A 21,289-nucleotide genomic window follows, 5' to 3' on the forward strand; every position below is an offset into this window, starting at 1 on the left:
GCCAGGCCCTGTCGGAGGTCCGGCTGGTGCAGAACGGCCCTGCCAATTTACGTTGCAGCCATGTCCGCGCAGACACTCGGAGGAATGGTGATCCAGAACAGCCTGGGCGACGCCCTCGCGCGGGCCGCGGGCCCGCACTGAACCGGAAGGCAGCGGTGCGCATTCCCCCCTGACGGACAAGCGTCAGCCCGCCACGCGCGCGCGCGACCGGATCAGCACATCGTTGTGCTCGCCGTTGTGGTCCTGGTCGAACATCACGATCCGGTCGCTGTCGCGCACGACAAACACGTTGTACCCAACCGGAATCAGTTCCACCCTGCGCTCGCCGTCGACCTGCGCGAAATAGCGCCGGCCGAGATCGGACACCCACATGTATTTGCCATTCGATAGCCGGTAGTTACCCTTGTAGTACTTGAAGTCGCGCGGCGGCAGCTGGTAGCGTTCTACCGGTGCGGGAACGCGGACTGTCGTGCTGGTGTCGAGGGCGGGCGTGTCGGTGCCTGACTGAGCCGATGCATATCCGGGCCCCGCCAGGGCAGCGGCGGCCGCAAGCGCGGCAATGAGTTGGAAGGTACGCATGATCATCTCCTGTCGAAACGGTCGTCAGGCCGTGCGTTGGATACAGCATGCGGTCGCATGGCGACTCTATTCAGTGTAGGCAAGGAAGACGGCCGGCGCCAGCGCGACGCTGGCCGCCCAGGCCGGTGCGGGGAACGTGCCGACCGGCATCGATGGCTGCTCGGCGCCCGCGGGGATCGGCATCGCGGTCAAGATTGCCGACGGCGCCACGCGCGCGCTGCACACGGCCACGATCAGCGTGCTCGAGCAGCTTGGGCTGCTCGAGCACGCAAGCGCGCCACCCTCGAACCGTGTCGCCAGCCCTTGATCAGGAACGTGCGCGATACGGTGGTCGGCGACATCCGCCCGGTGTTCCGCCTTCAGTCGGCGAACGCGTAGCCGGCCTGGCGGCGCGGACGCAGCACCACATCATTCATGCGGCCGTCCGCAGGCTCGTCGAACGCCACGACCGTATCGGTGACCGGTGCGACGAACACTTTGTGTCCGACCGGCACCAGGTTGGAACGGCGCTCGCCATCAATCTCGGCAACAAGGCGATTTCCGCGCGTCGCTACACGCATGTATTTGCCGTTTGACAGCTGGTAAATGCCTTTGACTTCCTCAGCCTCCTCCCTGTCCATGCGATACGGGGCAGGCGACACGCCCGAAATCTGCACGGCGGTGCTGGACTGGGGCGCGGCCTGCGCATCTTGCGCGGCGGCTTGGGAAAAGGTGACGAAAGAAGCGGCTGCCGCGAGGGCAATGGCGAAAGAGGTGCGCATGATAAATTCCAATCCAATGTGTTTGATAACACGCGCGAAACCAGTGGTGGCGCCGCGCAGCGGGGGTTGCATCGGATCGCCATGTTTTTCTTAATATGCACGGCGACTGGAATCCAGTGTAGGCAAGCGGCGCTTGCATCGCCAGCGATTTGGGACTGAAGGCATAAAGCGCGGGGCAGAAGGCGAAAACGCGCGCATGAACGGTAAAAACGGGGGGCAGAAAAAAGGGCTCAGGGCAGCGCGTCGGTCGGCAGCACCAGGGTTTCCTTGATTTCTTCCATCACCACATAGCTTTTCGACTGCGCCGCGCCGGGCAGCTGCAGCAGCATGTCGCCGAGCAGCTTGCGGTACTCGGCCATCTCATGGATGCGCGCCTTGATCAGGTAATCGAAGTCGCCCGACACCAGGTGGCATTCCTGCACCTGCGGGATACGCAGCACTTCGCGGCGGAACTGCTCGAAGGCCGAGGCCGATTTCTGGTTCAGCGTAATTTCCACGAACACCAGCAGCTTCGCGCCCAGCGCGGCGGCGTCGACCTTGGCGTGGTAGCCGCTGATGATGCCGTCGCGCTCCATGCGCTTGACCCGCTCGATGCACGGCGTCACCGACAGGCCGACCCGCTCGCCCAGGTCCTTCATCGAGATGCGGCCCTCCTGCTGCAGTATCTTCAGGATGTGACGGTCGAGCTTGTCGAGCATGCGGTTCGATTGTTTTTGGATTCTCATGAATTTCCGCTGAATTTGCGCCGCAAAACGTGAACAAACACTAGCTACAAGCAAATACTATAGCGGCAATTCTGGAAAATCCATCTAATTCTAAAAGCGGAGTGGCAAATGCGCATCGTGATCCTGGGCAGTGGCGTTATCGGCGTAACCAGCGCCTACTACCTGGCCAAGGCCGGCCATGAGGTCACGGTGATCGATCGCCAGCCCGGCCCTGCGCTCGAGACCAGCTTTGCCAATGCCGGCCAGATCTCGCCCGGCTACGCCTCGCCATGGGCCGCGCCCGGCATTCCCCTCAAGGCCATGAAATGGATGCTGCAGCGCCACGCGCCGCTGTCGATCACCCCGGACGGCACCACCTTCCAGCTCAAATGGATGTGGGAAATGCTGCGCAACTGCACGGCCGACCGCTACAGCGTCAACAAGGAACGCATGGTGCGCCTGGCCGAGTACAGCCGCGACTGCTTCCGCGAACTGCGCGAAGAAGCGGGCATCCGCTACGAAAGCCGCCAGCAGGGCACCATGCAGCTGTTCCGCACCCAGCAGCAGTTCGACAGCGCCGCCCAGGACATCGACGTGCTGAAGGAATCGGGTGTTCCGTTCCAGCTGCTGACCCGCGACCAGCTCGCACAGGGTGAGCCTGCGCTGGCCAATGCCGGCGACAAGCTGGTCGGCGCGCTGCGCCTGCCGAACGACGAAACCGGCGACTGCCAGCTGTTCACCGCGCGCCTGGCCGCGATGGCCGAAGCGCTCGGCGTCAAGTTCCGCTACAACACGCCGATCGACCGCCTGGCGATTTCCGGCAACGCGATTTCCGGCGTGCATTGCGGCGATGAGCTGGTGCAGGCCGACAGCTATGTGGTGGCACTGGGCGCCTATTCGACCGAGCTGCTCAAGCCGATCGTCGACATCCCGGTGTATCCGCTGAAGGGTTACTCGATCACCGTGCCGATCGTGGACGCCGCGCTGGCGCCGGTATCGACCATCCTCGACGAAACCTACAAGATCGCGGTGACCCGTTTCGAAGACCGTATCCGCGTGGGCGGCATGGCGGAAATCGCCGGCTTCGACCTGCGCCTGAACCCGCGCCGCCGCGAGACGCTGGAGATGGTGGTCAATGACCTGTTCCCGGGTGCGGGCGATACTGCCGAGGCCAGCTTCTGGACCGGCCTGCGTCCGATGACGCCCGATGGTACGCCGGTGGTTGGTCGTACCGGCATCAAGAACCTGTTCATCAATACCGGTCACGGCACCCTTGGATGGACCATGTCGTGCGGGTCGGCGCAGTTGCTGGCCGATCTGATGTCGGCCAAGCGCCCGGCGATTCCGTTCGAAGACCTGGGTGTGGGCCGTTACAGCAGCGGCGGACGCACTCCCCGGCTGGATCTCGCGAACGCCTGATTTCATCCGACGATACGCGTTTGCGGTGGCGTCCGAAATTTTCGAAAGGAAATGGACGGCACGTATGCAAAAGTCCATGTAGGATTCCCGATGCCAGTCTGAACCGGATGGCGCAGATGTCGGGAATACGCATGCGCAGCCTTCGAGAACCAGACCACGTACTGGTAAGCCGGGTACAGGACGGGGACCGTTGCGCCTTCGACCAGTTGGCGGCGCGCTACCAGCCACGGTTGCTACGCCTGATCTTGCGGATCGTCCACGACAGCGCCGACGCCGAGGATGTGCTGCAGGACACGCTGGTGCGCGCCTACCGCGCGATCCCTTCCTTCCGTGGCGATTCCGCCGTCTACACCTGGCTGTTCCGCATCGCCGTCAACACCGCCACCGCCTTCATCACCGGCCGCCGCCACCGGATGGACGAGCGCACCGACAGCGCCGATCCAGGCCACACCTGCGCCGAGCGCGAGACCGACGCCATCACGCCGGAAGACATTCTCAACGGCAAGCAGCTGGCCGAGATCGTCGACCGCGCCGTCGCCAGCCTCGCGCCCGAACACAGCGCCGCCATCACCATGCACGAAGTCGACGGCCTGAGCTACCAGGAAATCGCCGACGCCATGCTGTGCCCGATCGGCACCGTGCGCAGCCGCATCGCCAACGCCCGCCTGGTCATCGCCACCCGCCTCGAACCGATTTTCCGCTCGCACTAACGGACCAGTTAAATGACGTTGGATAACTTTGCCTGACGATATCAGCGCGAAGGCCAACTTTCTCAACAAAAACGTTTCAGTGCATAAATGAAAACTTTGAGAAATCGTTCACATGTTACGCTTGTTACATCTGTATTCTGTAACGGTGCTGTGAGCCATGATCGATCCCTTTTACACGCTTGAACTCGATAAACCGGATGGCCGCCGGCTCACGCTGTACAGCCGTACGGCGATCGCTCACATTGCCAGTGCGCCCAGCCCCTTTTCCGAGCCGGCCAACGCCAATCCGCACCTGCGCTGGCACCCGCTGCGCGGCGAATGGATCACCTACGCCGCGTTCCGCCAGAACCGCACCTTCCAGCCGCCACCGCAGTACAACCCGCTTGCAGTGACCACCGACCCGGCCGCACCGACAGAGCTGCCTCCGGGAAACTACGAAATTGCCGTGTTCGACAACCGCTTTCCGTCGCTCGCGCTCGATGCCCACGACCCACCCGAGCTGACCGTCGAAACCGCGCCCGCCACCGGCAAGTGCGAAGTGGTCGTGTTCACCCAGGATCCGGCCTCGGCCCTCGGCGCGCTCAGCCTTGGCCGCATCGCGCTGCTGTTCCAGGTGTGGGGCGACCGCACCGGGCGCCTGGCCAGTACCGGCAAGATCAACTATGTACTGCCGTTTGAAAACCGCGGTGTCGAGGTGGGTGTCACCCTGCATCACCCGCACGGTCAGATCTACGCTTACCCGTTCATCCCCCCGGTTCCTGCGCGCATGCTCTCGCAGGAACGGGCTTATTTTGAAAAACACGCCCGCGCCATGCTGCCGGACATGGTTCAAAGCGAACTCGATGCGGGCGTGCGCATCATCTACCGCGGCCCGCACGCCTGCGCCTTCGTGCCCGCCTGCGCCCGCTATCCGTACGAAGTGTGGGTCACGCCGATCGCGCATGTGCCCGATTTTGCGTCGCTCGACGAGGTGCAGCGCGCCGACCTGGCGCTCGCGCTCAAGACCGTGCTGGCCAAATACGAAGGCCTGTGGCAGCGCCCTTTCCCTTACCTGATGGCGTGGTACCAGGCGCCCACCGACGGCGCGCCGCATCCGTACACCCAGCTGCATGCGCAGTTCTCGCCGCCTTACCGCACCCGCGACCGCCTGAAATACCTGGCCGGCACCGAGCTGGGCGCGGGCATGTTCGCGATGGATGCGCTGCCCGAGGAAAAAGCCGCCGACCTGCAGGCCGTCGAAGTGAAGCTGGAGGACTGACAATGGCAAACCCGATTTCCGGCGTCGAGCCGCCAAACCGCGAACGCGGGATGAACGCCGCCGCGTTCTTCGGCACACAGCAGTTCGTGTCGCAAAGCGCGCCGGGCCGCGTCAACCTGCTCGGCGAGCATACCGACTACAACGACGGTTTCATGCTGCCGGTGGCAACGCCGCAATGCACCACCGTCAGTGCGGCGCGCAACGACAAGCCGGAATTCGAGTTCTATTCGTCCACCCTGGGCAGCGCGGTCACCTTCGGGCATGACCAGCCGTCGCCGGAAGGCTTCGCGCGCTACATCGAGGGCTGCATCCGGCTGCTGCAAAAACGCGGCCTCGCGATTCCGCCGCTGCGCATGCACGTCACCTCCAACCTGCCGCTCGGCACCGGCCTGTCCAGCAGCGCCGCGCTTGAAGTGGCCACCCTGCGCACCTTGCGCGCGCTGCTTGGCTTCGCGCTGGACGACCGCTCGCTGGCGCTGATCGCGCAGCAGTCCGAGATCCAGTACGCCGGCGTCAACTGCGGCATCATGGACCAGATGGCATCCAGCCTCGCCGACAGCGAACACATGCTGTTCCTCGATGCGCGCACGCTTGAAGCCCGGCTGCTGCCGATCCCGGCCGGCAGCGAACTGCTTGTCATCGACTCCGGCATGCCGCGCACCCTCGCCGCCAGCGCCTACAACGTGCGCCGCGCCGAATGCGAAGCCGCCGCCAAAGCGCTCGGCGTGGCGGCGTTGCGCGACGTCGCCGACGTGGCCGACGTCGAGCGGCTCGCGGCGCCGCTGCGCCAGCGCGCGCGCCACGTGGTCAGCGAAAACAACCGCGTGCTGGAAGCGAGCCGGGGCGTGTCGGCCGAACGCTTCGGCGAACTGATGAACGCCTCGCATTTCAGCCTGCGCGACGACTACGAAGTATCGATCCCCGAGCTCGATGAGCTGTGCGAGCTGCTGCGCGCGGCCGCCGGCGTGCATGGCGCGCGCCTGACCGGCGCCGGCTTCGGCGGCGCCGTGGTGGCCTTGTGCCGGACCGGCGGCGGCGCGCAAGCCGGCGCCAGCGTTGTCGAGCGCTTCAATGCCAGCGGGCGCAAAGCTGCGCTGTTGCTGCCAACTACAACACACCCGAGGACCCCATGACCGATTTCATGTATCCGCGACCGCAGCTGGTCCGCGACAACTGGACCTCTTTGAACGGAACCTGGAGTTTCGCCTTCGACGACGAACACCGCTACCACTTGCCGGCCGACCCGATCGAGTGGACCCACCAAATTAAGGTACCGTTCGCCCCTGAAGCGAAAGCCAGCGGCATCGGCGACACCGGCTTCCACAAGGTGTGCTGGTACCGCCGCGAATTCGACCCGGGCGTCGGCGAAGGCCGCGTCATGCTGCACTTCGGCGCGGTCGACTACAGCGCGCGCGTGTGGGTCAACGACATCCTGGTCGCCGAGCACGAGGGCGGCCACACGCCGTTTTCGACCGACATCAGCGCCGCCTTGCGCGGCGACGGCGGCGCCCAGGTGCTGACGGTGCAGGTCATCGACGATCCGGCCGACCTGGCCAAGCCGCGCGGCAAGCAGGACTGGCTGCTCGAACCGCACTCGATCTGGTATCCCCGCACCACCGGCATCTGGCAGACAGTCTGGCTCGAGCACGTGGCCGCCACCTATATCCGCGCGCTGCGCTGGACGCCCTACTTCGACGGCTTCGAGATCGGCTGCGAGATCCTGGCCGCCGGCGACCTCGAGGAAGACCTGATGGTCGAGGTCAAGATCTGGCACGGCGAGGTGCTGCTGGCCGACGACATCTACAAGCTGGTGGGCCAGGAAGCGAACCGCAAGATCGCGCTGTCCGACCCCGGCATCGACGACTCGCGCAACGAAATGCTGTGGAGCCCGGAACGCCCGACCCTGCTCGACGCCGAAGTGACGCTGCGCTACCGCGGGCAGCTGCTCGACACGGTCAAGTCGTACACCGCGCTGCGTTCGGTCAATATCAACCGCGACCGCTTCATGCTGAACGGCCGCCCGTACCCGCTTCGGATGGTGCTCGACCAGGGCTACTGGCCCGACACCCTGATGACCGCGCCAAGCGACGAGGCGCTCCGGCGCGACGTCGAACTGGCCAAGGCGATGGGCTTCAACGGCGTGCGCAAGCACCAGAAAATCGAAGACCCGCGCTACTTGTACTGGGCCGACAAGCTCGGCCTGCTGGTGTGGGAAGAAATGCCGTCGGCCTACCGCTTCAGCTCGCGCGCGATCAGCCGCATCGTGCGCGAATGGACCGAGGCGATCGAACGCGACTACAGCCACCCGTGCGTGATCGTATGGGTGCCGTTCAACGAATCGTGGGGCGTGCCGAACCTGACCTCGACCCAGGCCCACCGCAACGCGGTCGAGGCGCTGTACCACCTGACACGCACCCTCGATGCGACCCGTCCCGTCATCGGCAACGATGGCTGGGAAGCGTCGGCTACCGACATCCTCGGCATCCACGACTACGAATGCGACCCCGAGAAACTGCGCGCCAAGTACGAAGTGGCCGATCCGGTGCGCACGCTGTTCGACCAGCGCCGCCCGGGCGGACGCATCCTGACGCTGGATGGCTTCCCGCACCGCGGCCAGCCGATTGTGCTGACCGAGTTCGGCGGCATCGCGTTCGACAAGTCGAAGGCGAAGGAAACCGGCACCTGGGGTTACTCGCGCGCCCACACCGAGGAAGAATTTTCCCAGTTGTACGGCAGCTTGCTGAAGGTCGTTAACGAGACCTTCATGTTCAGCGGCTTTTGCTATACCCAGTTCGCCGACACGTTCCAGGAAGCCAATGGCCTCCTGTATGCGGACCGCACCCCGAAAATACCGCTCGAAGTGATCAGCGCGGCAACGCGAGGCACCCGTATCGACGTCACCCGAATCTAACCAAATATGCCCACAAGGGGCCCGAAAGGAAGTTGCATGCCTACTATTATCGTTTTCTGCCACCTGCGATGGGACTTCGTATTCCAGCGCCCGCAGCACCTGCTGACGCGCCTGGCGAAGCACTACAAGATCGTCATGGTCGAAGAGCCGATCCACCACGACGGCGTCAACTTCCTCAAAAAGACGGAAGTCGCGCCGAATGTCATCGTGTGCCAGCCTTACACCAACATCCCGGTGTGGGGCTTCCATGACGACCAGATCCCGTCGCTGAAACCCCTGCTGGCCGGCCTGGTGGCCGACGGCGACGACCCGATCGTCTGGTTCTATACGCCGATGGCGCTGCCGCTGCTGCAGGACCTGCACCCCTCGCTGGTCGTGTACGACTGCATGGACGAACTGGCCGCCTTCAAGAATTCGCCGAAGCAGCTGCTGCAGCGCGAAACCGCACTGCTTGGCATCGCCGACATCGTCTTCACCGGCGGGCCAAGCCTGTACGAAGCCAAGCGCGAACGCCACGCCAACGCCCACTGCTTCTCGAGCAGCGTCGACGCGGCCCACTTCCGCAAGTCGCTCGACCGCGCCATCGCGCACGAATCGCACGCGAACATCCCGCACCCACGCCTCGGGTTCTACGGCGTGATCGACGAGCGCTTCGACATCGACCTGCTGGCCGCGCTGGCCGACGCGCGTCCTGACTACCATATCGTGCTGGTCGGTCCGGTCGTCAAGATCGACCCGGCCTCGCTGCCGCAGCGCCACAACATCCATTACCTGGGCCAGCAATCGTACGACGCGCTGCCGGCGTTCCTGGCGGCGTGGGACGTCTGCCTGCTGCCGTTCGCGCTGAACGACTCGACCAAATTCATCAGCCCGACCAAGGTGCTCGAATACATGGCGGCCGAACTGCCGATCGTCTCGACCCCGATTACCGATGTCAAGGTGCCGTATGGCCACGTGGTCGCCATCGCACACACCCATGAAGAATTCATCAACGCCTGCGATGCGGCCGTGGCGATGATGCCGGAGCAAAAAGCCCGGATGGTCGACCGCATGCGCACCGTCGTTGCCGGCACCTCGTGGGATGTGACGGTCGAGCGCATGCGTGCGTTGATCGACGCGGCGCCGCGCGTCGCGAAGGGAACACGTCCACAGGTGCTCCCCCCCACGAGTCCACAGCAAAGCGCCAGGGGCGCAGTTATTGACTCTCTGAACAACCAGCGTGCACTGGAACCGGTCAAGTGCGTCATCGTCGGCGCGGGTCCAACCGGCCTGTCGGCGGCTTACCACCTTGGTTCGGACACCCTGCTGCTTGAACGTAATTCCACCGTCGGCGGCTGGTGCCGCTCGATCAAGGACAACGGCTTTACGTTCGACTACGCCGGCCACATCATGTTCTCCAACGACGCCTACGTGCTGAAACTGTACGACGTGCTGCTCGGCTCGAACGTGCACTGGCAAAACCGCGAAGCCTGGGTCTACAGCAAGAACGTCTTCACCCGCTATCCGTTCCAGGGCGCACTGTACGGCTTGCCGCCGAAGGTCATCACGGAATGCATCGTCGGCGCCATGGAGGCGCGCTTCGGCGACCTGAAGGCCGTTCCTGGCCAGCCCGGCCCTGCGGTGGACGACAAGTGCGATATCAAAGGCGTTGACGACTGCTGCGCCGACGGCACCGTCGACCTCGCCAACAGCAGCGCCAGCGCGCCGGCGGAACCGAAAAACTTCGAAGAGTTCATCTACAAGGTATGGGGCAAGGGCATCGCCAGACACTTCGCGATCCCGTACAACAAGAAGATCTGGACCGTGCCGCTGAGCGAGATGGAAACCTCATGGCTGGGCGGGCGGGTGCCGCTTCCCGATCTCGAAGAAATCATCGAAGGCGCGCTCGAGCCGGTCGGCAAGCCGATGGGTCCGAACGCACGCTTCGGCTATCCGCTCAAGGGCGGCTTCCAGGCGCTGATGAACGGCTTCGTGCCGCACATTCGCGGCAAGATCGAACTCAACGCCAGCGTGGTCGAAATCCTGCCGAAGGAGCACCTGATCGCGCTGGCCGACGGCCGCCGCTTCCGCTACGACGACCTGATCAGCACGATGCCGCTGCCCGAGCTGATCAAGATGATCGGCGACGCAGCGCCGGAAGAAGTGCGCAAGGCGGCGGCTGGCCTCAAGCACATCTCGATCCGCAACGTGAACATCGGCATCGACCGTCCGAACGCGACCGACAAGCACTGGGTGTACTACCCGGAAGACACGATCTTCCACCGCATCTTCGTGCAAGGCAACGCCAGCCCGGAATGCAACGCCCCCGGCGGCTTCGGCTTCACCTGCGAGATTTCGTACTCGCCATGGAAGCCGCTGCCGGTCGACGGCGACGAGCTGATCAAGCGCGCGATCGCCGACTGCATCAAGGTCGGCATGATCAAGCCGGACGACAATATCCTGGCCGCCAACCTGACCGACATGCCTTACGCGTATGTGGTGTACGACCATCAGCGCGCGCGGAATGTCGCGACCGTCAAGAGCTGGCTTGAGCAGTACGACATCACGCTGGCTGGGCGATACAGCGAGTGGGAGTACTACAACTCAGACCACGCCTTCCTGGCTGGCAAGAAGGCCGCGGAAAAAATCCGCGCCGCAGACGATGCGCGGAGCATGATGAAGTCGTAATCACAGGGTAAGAATAAAAACGAATCGCGCTACGGCTTGCTGCCGGTAGCGCGATTTTTTTGCAGGCCAGACACTCCCGCTATCTCATGCGGATCCCCGGCATGTGTACGTTCACGCACATACCAATCAGTATGCCGATGACAAGATACCAACACTTCAACAAAGGGGAACCCTCATGAAATCCGAACCGAACGATGCAATTGCACTGCTGATTGCCGACCACAAGAAGGTGAAAGACCTGTTCGAGAAATTCGACAAGCTGAGCGACCGCTCCAAGGTCAACAAGAAGAAGATCGCCGACCAGATCTGCATGGAACTGACCGTCCACACCCAGGTCGAGGAAGAGATTTTCTATCCGGCCGTACGCGAACCGATCAAGGACGACGACCTGATGGATGAAGCTGTCGTCGAGCACGCCAGCGCCAAGGACCTGATCGCCCAGATCGGCGAGATGGACCCGGGCGACGACCTGTATGACGCCAAGGTCAAAGTGCTGTCCGAGCAGATCGAACATCACGTAAAGGAAGAAGAAGGCGAGATGTTCCCGAAGGTCCGCAAAACCAAAGTCGACCTGGTGGCCCTGGGCGAGCAGATGGCCGCTCGCAAGGAAGAACTGATGGCAGGCGCGGCGTAAGCAAGCGAGCGAGCTTCGACAACGCGGCCTGGCGTCAGCCCGGGCCGCCGAACAAGCGAAAACAATAAGGAGAAAAACCATGGAAGTACCAGTCAATGGCGGCCTGGCCACCACTTACCCGGCGGGATCTGAAGCCGCCAATGCGCCCGGCGTATCGTGGGGCGCGGTCTTCGCGGGCGCCACAGCGGCCGCTGCGCTGTCGTTCATCCTGCTGATCCTCGGCGTCGGCCTCGGCCTGTCATCGGTCTCGCCGTACTCGTACACCGACCAGCCGATCGGTGGCGCGAGCGTCGCGTACATCGCGTTCATGTCGCTGGCCGCGTCCGCCATCGGCGGCTACATCGCCGGCCGCCTGCGCGTTAAATGGACCAACGTCCATACCGACGAAGTGCATTTCCGCGACACCGCGCATGGCTTGCTGGCATGGGCGGTTGCGACGCTGGTCACGGTCGCGCTGCTGACGGGCGGCGTGCGCGCCGTCATGAGCGGTGCGATCGACAGTGCCGCGGCCATCGGCGACGTCGCGGCGCCCGTTGCTGCGGCTGCCGCAGGCGCGGCCGCGAACGACGGCGATACGTCGGGACCGGTCGACTACTTCTCGGACATGATGCTGCGTTCGGCGACGGGCGAAAGCGCAACCGGCGCGCAGCGCGCCGAAGTGAACAAGATCATTGCGTCGGCCATTACGACCGGCAGCCTGTCCGCCGACGACCGCACGTACCTGGCACAGCTGATCGCCAGGCGCACCGGTGTCACACAGGCCGACGCCGAGCGCCGTGTCGATGAAGTCTATGGGCGCGCCGCGAAAGCGGCAGCCGACGCCAAGGCGAAGGCAAAGCAGGTTGCCGACGATGCACGCAAGGCTGGCGCGAAAGCCTCGCTGTGGATGTTCGTCGCACTGCTGCTGGGCGCGTTCACCGCAAGCCTTGCCGCCACCTTCGGCGGCCGCAACCGTGACGACGAGCGTGTCATCGCACGCTCGACCAACTAATCAATCAGGAGACACAATCATGCGTTCGATGCTTTTATGGCTGCTTGGCATTCCTATCCCGATCATCATCCTGATCGCCCTGCTCACCTGAGGTGATGGCTTGACGTAATAAAGCCCGGCTGCATCAGCTGCCGGGCTTGTCGTTACAGATACGCTGCGGCCGGTGAATCCGCCGCGCGCTCGTTGATGCTTGCGCGGATTGGCCTGACATTCATGCGAAATGTCCATTCACATCGATACGGATTTCACACCATGCCGTTCCTGATTCTGACCCGCAGCGGATTTGACGACGCCGTCTCGAACGTTGGTGCGCCGGGCGCGGCGCTCCACATCAACCCCGGCGTCGCTTCCGACGACGAGGTCGCCGCTCTGCGTGCAGCCGGCGCCGTCGTGCACATCTTGCCATCGATGGTCGACCCGAAAAAAACCGACCAGGTCGAACTGGCACTGCAAGCGGCCGCACGCGACGGCGACCCGGTATGGCTCGAGCGCGGCACGGCAGCAACGCCGCCCGCCGCGCCGGCCGTCGCGCACGAGCCCGGCGACAACACCAGCGCGGAGGAACACGAAGCGCTCCATCACCGCCTGGCACGAACCGCAGGCGCCGTTGCCAGGGCCGCATTGCGCGGTCTCAGCCCCGGCGGAAGGCAGCCGATGACGGTCCCCTACCTTGGTTTCGGCAATGCCGGCAAACTGTGGGTCAAGGGACGCGTCCTCGACGAGTCCATTTTCAGGGAACAGGCCGGCGACGACAGCCGCTGGAGCAACCTGATGGCTTTGTACCAGCGGCTGGAGTCGGACGAAGTTGCCGGCGCCCGCGTGCGCGCGCACTTCCAGGGACAAAGCCACGAAACGGTCACCGACCGCGGCGGGTATTTTTCGTTCGAGATCGTGCCGACACAGCCGGTGCCCGGCGGCTGGCAGACAGTCGAGCTTGAATTGCCCGACAGCCGCGGCGAAGACGGGCAACCGGTACGTACCAAAGCGGAAGCGATGGTACCGGCGCCGACCGCGCGCTTCGGCATCATCAGCGATATCGACGACACTGTGTTGTGGACCAATGTCACCAACAAACTGAACATGGCATTGATGCTGGCGCGCTCGAACGCCCATACGCGCAAGCCATTCAAAGGTGTCGGCGCGTTCTACCGTGCACTCAGGCATGGCGCCGGCGGCAACGAAGACAACCCGGTGTTTTATGTGTCGAGCAGTCCGTGGCACCTGTTCGGGCCGCTTGTGGAATTCCTGCGCCTGCAGGGCATTCCGGTGGGCCCGTTGCTGCTGCGCGAACTGGGCGTGCGCGAAGTGTTCAAGCTGACCAGCCATGGCAACCACAAGCTTGAGAAGATCGAGCTGATCCTGAGCTATTACCCGGACATGCAGTTTGTGCTGATCGGCGACAGCGGCGAGCAGGATCCCGAGATCTACACCGAGGTCGTGCGGCGCCATCCGAAACAAGTCAAGGTGATCTATATCCGCGACGTCAATCCCGACCCGGCGCGCATCGAGGCGCTCGACAAGCTGATCGCGGAAGTCAGCGCGACCGGCACCCAGCTGATCCTTGCGCCGGACAGCGTGTTCGCCGCTTCGCACGCGGCGGCCGAAGGCCTGATCCATGTCGATCGGCTGGCCTCGGTCCGCTCCGATAAAAAAGAAGATGACAGCGTGCTGCCGGGCGCGTAAGCGTCAGGGATACCTTACCGGCCTGCCAGGGATGTCGGGCAGCGGGATGAAGTCGGTTTCACCAGGCACCTTGGGAAAGAGCTGCGCCTTCCAGTCTTCCTTGGCCTGCTCGATGCGCTCCGCCGAACTCGACACGAAATTCCAGGACAGGAAACGCGGCCCGTCCATCGGCTCGCCCCCCAGCAGCATGAGCCGGGTGCTGGTGGTGCCGCCGGCGCCAAGCGTGACGGTCGCGCCGGGCTTCAGGACTAGTAACTGGCCTGGTTCGAAGCGGCCATCGCGGCCGAGGTCCAGCGTGCCGTCGAGCACATACACCGCCTGCTCCGCATACTCGGCCGGCATCGTCAGGCGCGCGCCGGGCTGCAGGTGCAGGTCGACGTAGAACATCGGCGACGCCGCAGGCACAGGCGATGCTTGTCCGAAGAAGCTACCCGAAATAATGCGCGCCGTGGCGCCGTCGCCTTCGATGATTGGCAGCTGCGCGGCGCCAAGGTGCAGGAAGGAAGGGTCAGTTTCTTCGTGGCTGCGCGGCAGGGCCACCCAGCACTGCAGGCCGAACAAAGCCGACTCGCGCGCGCGCAGTTCGGCGGCGGTACGTTCGGAGTGGACGATGCCCCTCCCCGCCGTCATCCAGTTGACTTCACCAGGCCGGATCGACTGCACCGTGCCCAGGCTGTCGCGGTGTTCGATCTCGCCCTGCAGCAGGTAAGTGACGGTGGACAGGCCGATGTGGGGATGCGGGCGAACGTCGAGTCCGCGTCCGGCACTGAAGGTATGCGGTCCCATCTGGTCAAAGAACACGAACGGCCCGACCATCCGGCGCTCGCGGCTTGGCAGTGCGCGACGCACGTTGAAGCCGTCACCGAGGTCATGGGTGCGGGGGACAACGAGGACTTCGAGTGCGCTTTCCAGTTCGTCGCTCATGATGCGGCTACCTCAGTAAAGATCTGCATTTGGCCCGTCAGGGTCTTGTGGACGGGGCATTTGTTCGCGATGTCTGTCAGCCGTTCGGCCTGTTCCGGCGCCAGCGCGCCGATGTAGCGAATGGTCCGGTGCAGCACGTAGGCAGCTCCGTCCTGGCCGTGCTTGACGGAGACGGCAATGTCGTCCAGCGGGAAGCCCTTGCGTTTCGCGTACATGGTGACCGTCAGCGACGTACACGCCGCGAGGGCTGCCGCCAGAAAATCATGCGGCGCGGGTCCGCTTGCTTCGCCGCCGGATTCGACCGGCGCGTCGGTCAGCAGGCTGTGTGGGCCGATCTCGATGACCTGCTGCAGCTTGCCTTCGCCACGGTGGGTAGTCACTTCCATTGCGTCTCCTTGTGTGAACGGGGCGCGAACGCCCCTCTAGATGATAACGCCGCTTTCGTTCACGCGGCGCTGCGGCCGAGCGTCCCGACACGCTTGCCCTGCGCCGCGTTGCGCTCGCGCTCTGCGGCGTAGACCATCAGCAAGCCGCCGAAGACCGCGACGTTCTTCAGGAAATGCGTCAGCTGGCCCTGGAAGCCGGCCGCGTCCGCGCTCCAGAAGGCGTGGAAGATGGCGGTGACCGGCACGAGGAACAGTGCGAGTGCCGCGGCGGCGAGTCCGGCCTGGACACCGGTGATCAGCAGCAAGCCGCCGCCTACTTCCAGCAGGATCGTCACTGCCAGCAGCAAGTCTGCCATCGGCAGGCCGGAGCTGGCCATCCATCCGGATACGTAGGAAAAACCGAGGATCTTGTTGATGCCGGAAACGGCAAACAGGACGCCGATCAGGGCCCGGCCAACTGGGTAAAACTTGTTCGAAACGTTGTTCATGATAATTCCTTGGTGTGGTTAACAGGATTAGTAAGGCAGGTCGAATACGAGTACTTCCGAATCTTTTGCTTCCGCCAGGCGGATGCCGGCTTCCTTGTCGACATGTGCGGCATCGCCTCCCGACAGCTCGACTCCGTTGAGCTTGATGCTGCCGCGGATCACATGGACATACAACTGGCGTCCCGGCTCAATCGCGTATGCGGCTTCATCGGCGCCGTCGAGGATGGCGGCGAAGATCGACGCTTCCTGGCGCAGCGAAACCGAGCCTTCGCGACCGTCAGGCGAGGCGATCAGGCGCAGCTTGCCCTGCTTCGACGCCGTATCGAAATGCTTCTCCTCGTAGCCAGGCGCATCGTTAGCGGTGTTCGGCATGATCCAGATCTGCAGGAAGTGCACCTGGTCGGTCTTGGAGGGGTTGAACTCGCTGTGCACCACGCCGGAACCGGCACTCATGCGCTGCACGTCGCCGTAGCGCAGCACGGAACCGTTACCCATGCTGTCCTTGTGCTCCAGCGCGCCGTCCAGCACGTAGGAAATGATTTCCATGTTCTTGTGACCGTGCGACTCGAAGCCGCGGCCGCCGCGCACATGGTCTTCGTTAATCACGCGCAGCGGGCCGATGCCCATGTGGGCTGGATCCTGGTAGTGGCCAAAAGAGAAGGTGTGCTGCGAGCTGAGCCATCCGAAACTTGCACCACCGCGTTCGCTGCTTTTACGTACTTTCAACATTTTCAATCCTTTTCGTAGTCAGGTTCAAACTGTTCGAACATTCAGCCTGCAGGCAATTCAACGCCTTACCGACCTTGTTCTCACTCTATTGAAGGTATTATGCGCGCCTCGAAGCAAATGAAAAAACGAGTAATTTGCGATTCTATGTTCGATTTTTTTGATTATTTGGCGCTCCGCTCTGTGACGGGCTCCGCATAAACTCGATGGCGCCCCTGATCTGTGCTCGCGTCAGTTCGGCGGCGCCACCCTTGGGCGGCATCGCTCCGACACCTCTCATTGCGTTCGCGGTCGGCATCTCGATGCCGCCCGGCGCGCGGCCTGCACGCTTCGCCCACTCCGCCACATCGCCAGCCTTGGGCGCACTGACCATCACGTTCTCTGGCGCATGACATGCGATGCAAACTGCCCGGTACGCCGCCTTGCCGGCCTCGACCCGCTGGGCATCGTCAGCGAATGCCGGCATCGGCATCATCGACATCATGGCAAGCAGCGCCAATGGCTTGGTCAAGTTCATATCAGCACTCCAAAATGGCCGGCGCGCCTGGCGCACCGGCCTATTACAGGAAAACTTACTTGCCTTCTTTCGCGTTGAACATGTCGTTGGCGTAGATGATTCCCAGGCCGTAGCCGCCGCCGTGCTCTTTTGCGATGTTCATGACTGGCGCGTAGGTTTCCGAACGAGTCCAGTCGCGCTGCAATTCAAGCATGTACTGCAGCCAGGTCACTGGCTGGGCTCCGGCCTGGACCATGCGCTGCACCGACATGTTGTGCGCTTCCTTGGTGACGCCGCCGGAAGCGTCGGTCACGATATACACGTCGTAACCTTCATCAATTGCCGACAGGACGGGCTCAACCATGCACACTTCGGTCCACAGGGCCGCCATCACGACTTTCTTGCGGCCCGATTTCTTGACCACGTCGACGACGCGCTGGTCTTCCCAGGTATTCATGGTGGTACGGTCGATCGCCACCTGCTCCGGAAATACCGCCTGCAGTTCAGGGAACAGCGGTCCGCTGAAGGACTTGGCTGCCACCGTGGTCAGGATGGTCGGGACCTTGAAGGCTTTCGCGGCCTTGGCGAGCCCGGTGACGTTGTTGCGCAACTCGGCAACATCGATCGAGCGCGTGGCAAAGGCCATCTGCGGCTGGTGGTCGATCAGGATCAGCGTGTGATTGTTCGGCGTAAGCAGTTTGGCCGATGGCTTGGCGGCCTGCGAAGGCGCTGCGACTGCGAAGGCGCTGCGACTGCGAAGGCCATGGCGATTGGCAGGGCGAATTTGAGGATGTTTTTGATGTTCATGGTGATCCCTTTCAGTTTAATAATGGCGGCGACGGGTTGTCGGGTTAAGGCAATTTTCGATTTTTGTTCGATTTCTTCGAACAACGAACCGCCATCTATTCACGCTTGCTTTGAACCGCTTTCTACTTTAGGCGACTCAATGTGATGTATTATCATCACCAAAGTTCCGTTTGAAAAACGGATAATTTCAATCACTATCATCGAAATAATCGAATGCTAAAAATCAGCCTGGATGCGCTTGTCACTGTCGACACGATCGCCCGGCGCGGCTCGTTTGCCGGGGCGGCAAAGGAGCTGTTCCGGGTTCCCTCGACGATCTCGTACACGGTGTCGAAGCTTGAGGAAGACCTCGGCGTACCCCTGTTCCAACGCTTCGGCCCGAAGGTGACGCTGACGCCGGCCGGTGAAGAGTTATTAAAGGAAGGCAGGCACCTGCTGAAGGCCGCCGGCGACCTGGAACGCCGCGTGCGCCGTGTCGCCTCGGGCTGGGAAACCGAGTTCTCGATTGCCATCGATTCGGTGCTGTCGCCATCGGGCCTCATCGATGACATCGCGGCTTTCTACGAGGTCGCTGACCAGACCCGCGTGCGCCTCATCAAGGAAGAACTGTCCGGCACCTGGGAAGCCCTTCTCGACCGGCGTGCCGACCTGCTTGTCGGTGCGGCGGGTGCAGGCCCATCGGGCGGTGGGTACGCCACGGAGCCAATGGGCACGGTGTCATTCGCATTCGTGGTCGCCCCGACGCATCCGCTGGCTGCGGTCCGGCATGTATTGACCAAGGCTGACCTCGCCGATCACCGCGCCGTCGCGGTGTCGGATTCTGCGCGGCAGTTGCAGGCGCGTACCGTCGGGCTGCTGTTTGGGCAGGACACCTTGTCCGTGCCGGACATGCAAACCAAGTACCAGTACCAGCTGGCCGGCCTGGGATTCGGCTTCCTGCCCGAGCCGTTTGTGCGCGGCGATATCGAAAAAGGCTTGCTGATCGAAAAGCAGGTCGAAGAATCCAGGCCGGAAGAGACCCTGTACCTGGCGTGGCGAACCGGTGAGGAAGGTGCGGCGCTGAAGTGGTGGAAAGAGCGCCTGCGCCAGTCGCCGCCGCTGGGCCGGATGTTGCCCGGCGCCTGATCGACAGCACGATGGCCACCCTGCGGTGGCCATCGCCGTGTCGTTCCCGCGCAGGCGGGAATCCAAAACCCGGGCGGTCAGTGGCAGCGCGAATGACATCACCAGCACTTGCGGGCCATGGATTCCCGCGGTCGCAGGAACGACCCGGCGCTGGTGCAGCGCGCTCCACAGTTTATTGGGACATGGCCATTTTTTTGCACCAACATATCGCCTGTTTGCTTTGTCCAATACCCTGGCGATTCATGAGTTGCATTCATGGGACTATGCGCCGTACCGCACAAGTCATTTTCGGCAACTGACATAGAATGTAATGCAGTCACGGCGGCCACCTGCCGCGCTTCTATCGCCCTGCCGATGAGCTCGAACCCTGAGGGCAGCCGCCGAGCCAGCCACACCATCAGCCAAGAGGATGCGAACGACAATGGACGACTTCAGCGACATCAAATTAACGCGGCGCGACCTGCTCATCGTGGGCGCGCTTTCCGTCTCGGCGGCGGCAGTGCCGTCGGTGGCCAGTGCCGAAGGGGCCGCCCCAGCCGCGCCGAGTCCGGCGCCGGCTTCGTCCAGGGTGTCGATGACCGTCAACGGCAAGGTCCACGAGCTCGAGCTCGATACGCGCACCACGCTGCTCGATGCCTTGCGTGAAAACCTGCAGATGAGCGGCACCAAGAAGGGCTGCGATCACGGCCAGTGCGGCGCCTGCACGGTGATCGTCGATGGCCGCCGGATCAACTCGTGCCTCAGCCTTGCAGTGATGCACAGCGGCGCCAACGTTACGACCATCGAAGGCCTCGGCACCAAAGACAAGCTGCATGCCATGCAAGCCGCGTTCATCAAGCACGACGGCTTCCAATGCGGCTACTGCACACCCGGCCAGATTTGTTCGGCTATATCGGTGCTGAACGAAATCAAGGAGGGCATTCCCAGCCATGTCAGCTCGGACCTGAACGCAGCTCCGCTGCTCAGCGCCGAAGAAATCCGCGAGCGCATGAGCGGCAACATCTGCCGCTGCGGCGCTTACTCGAACATCGTCGATGCGATCACCGAAGTCGCAGGGAGGACAGCATGAGGGTCTTCACCTACCAGCGCGCGGCTTCGCCCGCCGAAGCGGCCACCGCGGCATCGCGCACGCCAGGCGCCAGATTCATCGCCGGCGGCACCAATCTGCTCGACCTGATGAAGCTCGAGATCGAAACGCCGGGCCACCTGATTGACGTCAACGGCCTCGGCCTCGACAAGATCGAGGCAACGCCGGAGGGCGGCCTTCGCGTAGGCGCACTGGTGCGCAATACCGACCTCGCGGCCGACGCGCGTATTCGCCGCGACTATGCCGTGCTGTCGCGCGCCTTGCTGGCCGGCGCGTCGACGCAGTTGCGGAATATGGCGACCACCGCCGGCAACCTGCTCCAGCGCACGCGCTGTCCGTACTTTTACGATACGAACCAGCCGTGCAACAAGCGCAAACCCGGCAGCGGCTGTTCCGCCATCGGCGGGTTCACCCGCAACCATGCGATTGTCGGCGCCAGCGACGCCTGCATCGCGACGCATCCGAGCGACATGGCGGTGGCCATGCGTTTGCTCGACGCCGAAGTCGAAACGATACGGCCGAACGGCACGGCGCGGGTCATTCCGATTGCCGCCTTCCATCGCCTGCCTGGCAGCACGCCGCACATCGAAACCACCTTGGAGCCCGGCGAACTGATCACCAGCGTAAAGCTGCCCAAGCCGCTTGGCGGCGCGCATATTTACCGCAAGGTGCGCGACCGCTCGTCGTATGCGTTCGCACTGGTGTCGGTCGCGGCAGTGATCCAGCCGGATGGTTCGGGCCGGGTCGCGCTGGGCGGCGTGGCGCACCGTCCGTGGCGCGTCGAAGCAGCCGAGCAGAACATGTCGAAAGGCGCGCAAGCCGTGGCGGATCAGCTGCTCGCCGGCGCCAGGCCAACCCACGATAACGCGTTCAAGGTCCCCCTGGTCCAGCGCACCCTCGCCGCAGTGATGGCGCAAGCGAAGAAAGGCTGAC

24 protein-coding genes are annotated in these 21,289 nt (G+C 63.4%); 13 read left to right on the forward strand and 11 right to left on the reverse strand.

The window, feature by feature from the left end:
* Positions 1-183: 183 nt before the first annotated feature.
* A complete protein-coding gene (locus tag HHL21_RS17795) occupies positions 184-579 on the reverse strand; it encodes a hypothetical protein (RefSeq protein ID WP_169468352.1) in 396 nt (131 codons plus the stop codon).
* Positions 580-715: 136 nt separating this feature from the next.
* Between HHL21_RS17795 and HHL21_RS22215 the strand changes: the two genes are divergently transcribed.
* Positions 716-886 carry an asparaginase gene (locus HHL21_RS22215; RefSeq protein ID WP_169468354.1) on the forward strand — a complete coding sequence of 57 codons (171 nt, stop codon included), beginning with the start codon at positions 716-718 and terminating at the stop codon, positions 884-886.
* Positions 887-938: 52 nt separating this feature from the next.
* Here the strand turns inward: HHL21_RS22215 and HHL21_RS17805 are convergent, their stop codons facing one another.
* Complete coding sequence (locus tag HHL21_RS17805) at positions 939-1,412, reverse strand: hypothetical protein (protein WP_169468355.1); 474 nt, start codon at positions 1,410-1,412, stop codon at positions 939-941.
* A 158-nt stretch (positions 1,413-1,570) separates the two neighbouring features.
* Complete coding sequence (locus HHL21_RS17810) at positions 1,571-2,065, reverse strand: Lrp/AsnC ligand binding domain-containing protein (protein WP_169468357.1); 495 nt, start codon at positions 2,063-2,065, stop codon at positions 1,571-1,573.
* A gap of 108 nt (positions 2,066-2,173) precedes the next feature.
* Here HHL21_RS17810 and HHL21_RS17815 point away from each other — a divergent pair, with 108 nt between their 5' ends.
* From HHL21_RS17815 to HHL21_RS17850, 8 genes are all read left to right on the forward strand, one after another.
* The gene (locus HHL21_RS17815; RefSeq protein WP_169468359.1) at positions 2,174-3,463 is read left to right on the forward strand and encodes a D-amino acid dehydrogenase; all 1,290 of its coding nucleotides are present in this window, start codon (positions 2,174-2,176) and stop codon (positions 3,461-3,463) included.
* Between the two features lie 131 nt (positions 3,464-3,594).
* Positions 3,595-4,173 carry a sigma-70 family RNA polymerase sigma factor gene (locus HHL21_RS17820; RefSeq protein ID WP_169468361.1) on the forward strand — a complete coding sequence of 193 codons (579 nt, stop codon included), beginning with the start codon at positions 3,595-3,597 and terminating at the stop codon, positions 4,171-4,173.
* Positions 4,174-4,330: 157 nt separating this feature from the next.
* A complete protein-coding gene (gene galT, locus HHL21_RS17825; protein WP_169468363.1) occupies positions 4,331-5,431 on the forward strand; it encodes a galactose-1-phosphate uridylyltransferase in 1,101 nt (366 codons plus the stop codon).
* 2 nt (positions 5,432-5,433) lie between these two features.
* Positions 5,434-6,564 carry a galactokinase gene (galK, locus tag HHL21_RS17830; RefSeq protein ID WP_229496562.1) on the forward strand — a complete coding sequence of 377 codons (1,131 nt, stop codon included), beginning with the start codon at positions 5,434-5,436 and terminating at the stop codon, positions 6,562-6,564.
* The gene (locus HHL21_RS17835) at positions 6,561-8,342 is read left to right on the forward strand and encodes a glycoside hydrolase family 2 protein (protein ID WP_169468365.1); all 1,782 of its coding nucleotides are present in this window, start codon (positions 6,561-6,563) and stop codon (positions 8,340-8,342) included. Before galK ends, HHL21_RS17835 begins: the two co-directional genes overlap by 4 nt.
* A 36-nt stretch (positions 8,343-8,378) precedes the next feature.
* Positions 8,379-11,009 carry an NAD(P)-binding protein gene (locus HHL21_RS17840; RefSeq protein WP_169468367.1) on the forward strand — a complete coding sequence of 877 codons (2,631 nt, stop codon included), beginning with the start codon at positions 8,379-8,381 and terminating at the stop codon, positions 11,007-11,009.
* Between the two features lie 175 nt (positions 11,010-11,184).
* On the forward strand, positions 11,185-11,643 hold the full coding sequence (locus tag HHL21_RS17845) for a hemerythrin domain-containing protein (protein ID WP_169468369.1): 459 nt from the start codon (positions 11,185-11,187) through the stop codon (positions 11,641-11,643).
* Between the two features lie 79 nt (positions 11,644-11,722).
* Complete coding sequence (locus HHL21_RS17850; RefSeq protein WP_169468372.1) at positions 11,723-12,634, forward strand: hypothetical protein; 912 nt, start codon at positions 11,723-11,725, stop codon at positions 12,632-12,634.
* On the opposite strand, the gene HHL21_RS17855 is transcribed toward HHL21_RS17850, so the two are convergent.
* Entirely contained in the window at positions 12,635-12,862 is a 228-nt protein-coding gene (locus tag HHL21_RS17855; protein ID WP_169468373.1) for a hypothetical protein, read from the reverse strand. It abuts the gene before it with no gap.
* Positions 12,863-12,886: 24 nt separating this feature from the next.
* Here HHL21_RS17855 and HHL21_RS17860 point away from each other — a divergent pair, with 24 nt between their 5' ends.
* On the forward strand, positions 12,887-14,317 hold the full coding sequence (locus HHL21_RS17860) for an App1 family protein phosphatidate phosphatase (RefSeq protein WP_169468375.1): 1,431 nt from the start codon (positions 12,887-12,889) through the stop codon (positions 14,315-14,317).
* A 3-nt stretch (positions 14,318-14,320) separates the two neighbouring features.
* On the opposite strand, the gene HHL21_RS17865 is transcribed toward HHL21_RS17860, so the two are convergent.
* The 7 genes from HHL21_RS17865 to HHL21_RS17895 form a co-directional block, all read right to left on the reverse strand.
* Positions 14,321-15,241: a pirin family protein gene (locus HHL21_RS17865; RefSeq protein ID WP_169468377.1), complete on the reverse strand. Its 921-nt coding sequence runs from the start codon at positions 15,239-15,241 to the stop codon at positions 14,321-14,323.
* On the reverse strand, positions 15,238-15,627 hold the full coding sequence (locus tag HHL21_RS17870) for an OsmC family protein (protein ID WP_169468379.1): 390 nt from the start codon (positions 15,625-15,627) through the stop codon (positions 15,238-15,240). The genes HHL21_RS17865 and HHL21_RS17870 overlap by 4 nt, the downstream gene beginning before the upstream one ends.
* A gap of 59 nt (positions 15,628-15,686) precedes the next feature.
* Positions 15,687-16,115: a DoxX family membrane protein gene (locus HHL21_RS17875; RefSeq protein ID WP_169468381.1), complete on the reverse strand. Its 429-nt coding sequence runs from the start codon at positions 16,113-16,115 to the stop codon at positions 15,687-15,689.
* Positions 16,116-16,142: 27 nt separating this feature from the next.
* Positions 16,143-16,844 carry a pirin family protein gene (locus HHL21_RS17880; protein WP_169468383.1) on the reverse strand — a complete coding sequence of 234 codons (702 nt, stop codon included), beginning with the start codon at positions 16,842-16,844 and terminating at the stop codon, positions 16,143-16,145.
* Positions 16,845-16,986: 142 nt separating this feature from the next.
* The gene (locus tag HHL21_RS17885) at positions 16,987-17,358 is read right to left on the reverse strand and encodes a c-type cytochrome (RefSeq protein ID WP_169468385.1); all 372 of its coding nucleotides are present in this window, start codon (positions 17,356-17,358) and stop codon (positions 16,987-16,989) included.
* A 55-nt stretch (positions 17,359-17,413) separates the two neighbouring features.
* A complete protein-coding gene (locus HHL21_RS17890; protein ID WP_169468387.1) occupies positions 17,414-17,983 on the reverse strand; it encodes a hydrolase in 570 nt (189 codons plus the stop codon).
* Between the two features lie 23 nt (positions 17,984-18,006).
* Positions 18,007-18,228 (reverse strand): hypothetical protein, encoded by a 222-nt coding sequence (locus HHL21_RS17895; RefSeq protein WP_169468389.1) that lies wholly within the window; start codon positions 18,226-18,228, stop codon positions 18,007-18,009.
* A gap of 129 nt (positions 18,229-18,357) precedes the next feature.
* Between HHL21_RS17895 and HHL21_RS17900 the strand changes: the two genes are divergently transcribed.
* The 3 genes from HHL21_RS17900 (at position 18,358) to HHL21_RS17910 (ending at position 21,288) form a co-directional block, all read left to right on the forward strand.
* On the forward strand, positions 18,358-19,269 hold the full coding sequence (locus tag HHL21_RS17900; protein WP_169468391.1) for a LysR substrate-binding domain-containing protein: 912 nt from the start codon (positions 18,358-18,360) through the stop codon (positions 19,267-19,269).
* A gap of 421 nt (positions 19,270-19,690) precedes the next feature.
* Entirely contained in the window at positions 19,691-20,338 is a 648-nt protein-coding gene (gene paoA / locus HHL21_RS17905; RefSeq protein WP_169468393.1) for an aldehyde dehydrogenase iron-sulfur subunit PaoA, read from the forward strand.
* Positions 20,335-21,288 carry an FAD binding domain-containing protein gene (locus tag HHL21_RS17910; protein ID WP_169468395.1) on the forward strand — a complete coding sequence of 318 codons (954 nt, stop codon included), beginning with the start codon at positions 20,335-20,337 and terminating at the stop codon, positions 21,286-21,288. Before paoA ends, HHL21_RS17910 begins: the two co-directional genes overlap by 4 nt.
* Position 21,289: the final 1 nt, after the last annotated feature.

It is taken from the genome of Massilia polaris (assembly GCF_012927275.1).
Classification (GTDB): domain Bacteria; phylum Pseudomonadota; class Gammaproteobacteria; order Burkholderiales; family Burkholderiaceae_D; genus Telluria_A; species Telluria_A polaris.